Source organism: Nocardia sp. NPDC058497, from assembly GCF_042720195.1.
Taxonomy (GTDB): domain Bacteria; phylum Actinomycetota; class Actinomycetes; order Mycobacteriales; family Mycobacteriaceae; genus Nocardia.
In genome coordinates this window covers 1-3,379 of sequence record NZ_JBHXMY010000624.1, presented here as the reverse complement: position 1 = coordinate 3,379, position 3,379 = coordinate 1, and the positions used below count along the sequence as shown (strand labels likewise).

Sequence of the window (3,379 nt, the reverse complement as noted above, 5' to 3'; positions counted from 1 at the left end):
GTGGCCGATGTCGCTATTCCTCTAGCCGTGGTAGACGATCGTCCGATCACCTGGTGGCAGCGGGTGCCGGCCCACCGCGCAGCGACACCTACTGAACTCGCGACCACGCTTCGCCAACTTCACGCCCTCGCGCCGCCGACAGCGTTTATGCTCCCAGAGTACGGACCATTCGCCGGGCTGCGCCGAGCAATCACGTCGACAGGTCGCCTGGCCGCTGAGGACCGCACTTGGCTTCTCGACCACCACGACAGGCTGTGCGACAGGCATTTCGAGCTTGGGCCTCCGGCTCGGAAGTCGGTCATTCATGGCGACGCGTGGCAAGGCAACCTAGTCGTTCCGTTCGGAGGAAGGCCGATAATCGTTGATCTGGACCGCGTCGCTCTGAGCCGACCAGAGTGGGACCTCATACCGATTGCAGCTGATCACGCCGATTTCGACCGTCTATCGGAGGCCGACTACCTAGCGTTCGTAGACGCCTATGGCGCTGACATCACCACGGACCCGGCTTTCCGGCTGCTTGCCGACATCCAAGAACTCCGCTGGACTGTTTTCGCGCTGTCGCGGTCAGCAGCCAGCGAGAGCGCAGCCGGTGAAGTGCGCCATCGTCTTGCCTGCCTGCGTGGCGAAATTGGCCGACCGTGGCGCTGGAATGCGCTTTAACGAACTCGTTCTCGGCGATGGACATGCCGACCACCGTGCGACCGGTGGCGACCACGCTGAGACCCTGCGGATAGGTAACTCGCGGGTCTCACCGCGGGGCCCCGTGTCTTGACTCGGGGTTGGTGTTCTCAGCAGGCGATCGTGGGTGTGCTGTAGAGGCCGTGGGCGATGAGGACGTCGGAACACGGGCCGTACTCGTCGATCTCGATGCTGAGCGAGAACGGCTGGTTGGTGCCGGGTAGGCGGATACGAAACGTGCCGGGGGAACAGTTGTGCGTGACCTGCGTGGGGGTGGAGTGCCAGGCGCGGCGGAACAGGGCAACCACAACAGGCGACCATCTTCTATGTGCCCTCGGTGGTCGACCAACGGGGCGCAGCCGCGGCACGGTCATCGCCTAGACGCGACGCGGCTACGCACGCACCGCTGAACCGCCTGCGCATGGGGATCCGCGGTCAGTAGTCGCGACCGGTGAGCCCCCGGTAGACGAAACGCGTGATCGATTCGATCGCCTCCTCGTCGGTCAGCGTCACCGACCCGTCCTCGACCATGCGCAGCGTCCCGTCGACCGCGGCGAACATCATCGCCAGGCTGGCATCGACAGTTCCCGGCAGATGTAGGCCACGCTCGGGGAAATCGGAAACGTGGTCGGCAATATCGGCGCGCTGCGCGATGCCGAAACCCGCGATGATCCGGGCGAATTCGGGACTCACCTGGGCCGCCTGCCCGAGCGCCCGCAGTACCGACGCGTTGTCGCGGGCGAAGCTCCAGTAGCCGCGCACGTGGTAGCGCACCGCGGCCGGATCGGTGAAGTCCCCGTTGTGTTCGGGATCGGCGGCGCGTTCGTCGCCCGCTGCGGCGATATCGGCCAGCAATGCCTGCAGCAGTTCCTCTTTGCTCGCGAAGTGGTTGTAGAACGAGCCCGCGGCCCGGCCAGCGGCGGCGGTGATGTCGGTGATCTTCGCGTTCAGGTAGCCGTGGTCGGCGAAGACCTGCCGGGCGGCGTCCTTGAGTGCCTGCTCGGTCTCCGCGGATTTCTCGCGCCTGCTACCTGCCACCGGACGCCACCTCCTTGACAAGAACGGTACCAACACTGAAACTGAATTCATATTCACTGAATGCGAATTCATTTCTCACAGCAGGAGGAAGTTCCCATGTCCGACCAGGTACTTGTCGCCGGTGCAGGCCCGACCGGTCTCACCCTCGCCATCGATCTCGCCCGGCGCGGGGTCTCGGTCCGGCTCGTCGACCGAGCCGAGACACCCTTCCAGGGGTCGCGCGGTGACGGCATCCAGCCGCGCACGCTGGAGGTGTTCGAGGATCTCGGCGTCCTCGCCGCGGTGCTGTCCGCCGGGCGCGACTTCCCGGTGATGCGCGCGTACCTCGCGGGTGAGTTCGCGGGCGAGCGCCGCATGGCGGAACCGGTCGCACCGACACCGGACGTGCCGTACCCGAACGGGTGGGTGCTCGGCCAGTCCGACACCGAGGCGATCTTGCGGGCCCGGTTGGCCGAGCTGGGTGGACACGTCGAATTCGATACGACGCTGGCCGATTTCACGCAGGACGCCACGGGCGTCACCGCGACACTGCTGCGGGGCGGCGTCCACGAGACGGTCCGCGCGAGTTATCTGATCGGCGCCGACGGCGGCGCGAGCACAGTGCGCAAGGGTCTCGGGATCGCGTTCGAGGGCAGCACCGACGACTCGATCACGATGCTGCTCGGTGATGTCCGCGTCGACGCCCTCGACCACGATTTCGGCTACTGGTTCGCCGCCGCGGCCGACCAGCCGATGAACGGTTTCGCCCTGTCACCACTGCCGGGTGGACGTCGTTTCCAGTTCGCCGGGCCGCCGGCCGAGGATCAGGCCCCCGACCTGGCCGCCCTGCAGGACCTCGCCGACCGCCACGCCCCGGGGCTGGGCCTGACCCTGAGCGATCTGTCGTGGGTCACGGTGTGGCGCCCCAACATTCGACTCGCCGAGCGCTTCCGCGACGGCCGGGTCCTGCTCGCGGGCGATGCCGCCCACGTCCACCCGCCGACCGGCGGACAGGGCCTCAATACCGGCGTCCAGGACGCCTACAACCTCGGCTGGAAACTGGCGGCCGCCCTCGACGGCGACCCCGCCCCGCTCGACACCTACGAACCCGAACGCCGCACGGTCGCGGCCCGCGTCCTCGGCCTGAGCACCGAACTCCTCGACAAACTCGTCGACGGCGACGAGGACGCGATGCACCGCGGCCCCGAGACCCGCCAGCTCGGCATCACCTACCGCTCCCCCACCGAACACGGTCCGCTCGTCGCCGGCGACCGCGCGCCGGACGCCCCACTGCACGACGAATCCGGCCGCCCGATCCGCCTGTTCGACCTCTTCCGCGGCCCGCACGCCACCCTGCTGCGTTTCGCGTCGGCGGACCGCACACCCCTCGACGATCCCGCCATCCGCACGGTCGCGATCCGTCACGCCGACGCCCCGGCCCTCCCAGTCGCCGACCGGCTCGGATCCACGACACTCGTCGACACCGATGGTCACGCATTCACCGCCTACGCGGCCGCCACGGGCACCCAGATCCTGATCCGCCCGGACGGCCACCTCGCCCGCCGTTGGTAGACGCGCCGCCGGGCGCCAAGCGGCACCGCCCAACGTCACGTACCGCTGAACCGCCACCGAGACCAACGCACTGACGGCCCGAATACAGCGGTGGCCGGGCATCCCTGCCCTG

At 68.0% G+C, this 3,379-nt stretch carries 4 protein-coding genes; 2 read left to right on the top strand and 2 right to left on the bottom strand.

Annotated elements, in window-relative coordinates; all coding sequences use genetic code 11:
• Positions 1-660, top strand: a 660-nt coding sequence (locus ACFWPJ_RS28405; protein WP_378855908.1) for a phosphotransferase family protein, incomplete at its 5' end; no start/stop codon positions are given.
• Between the two features lie 128 nt (positions 661-788).
• Here ACFWPJ_RS28405 and ACFWPJ_RS28400 read toward each other — a convergent pair.
• Positions 789-986: a hypothetical protein gene (locus ACFWPJ_RS28400; protein ID WP_378855906.1), complete on the bottom strand. Its 198-nt coding sequence runs from the start codon at positions 984-986 to the stop codon at positions 789-791.
• Between the two features lie 127 nt (positions 987-1,113).
• On the bottom strand, positions 1,114-1,716 hold the full coding sequence (locus ACFWPJ_RS28395; RefSeq protein WP_378855904.1) for a TetR/AcrR family transcriptional regulator: 603 nt from the start codon (positions 1,714-1,716) through the stop codon (positions 1,114-1,116).
• A 96-nt stretch (positions 1,717-1,812) separates the two neighbouring features.
• On the opposite strand from ACFWPJ_RS28395, the gene ACFWPJ_RS28390 reads away from it, so the two are divergent.
• On the top strand, positions 1,813-3,267 hold the full coding sequence (locus ACFWPJ_RS28390; protein WP_378855902.1) for an FAD-dependent monooxygenase: 1,455 nt from the start codon (positions 1,813-1,815) through the stop codon (positions 3,265-3,267).
• The last annotated feature ends 112 nt before the right edge of the window (positions 3,268-3,379 follow it).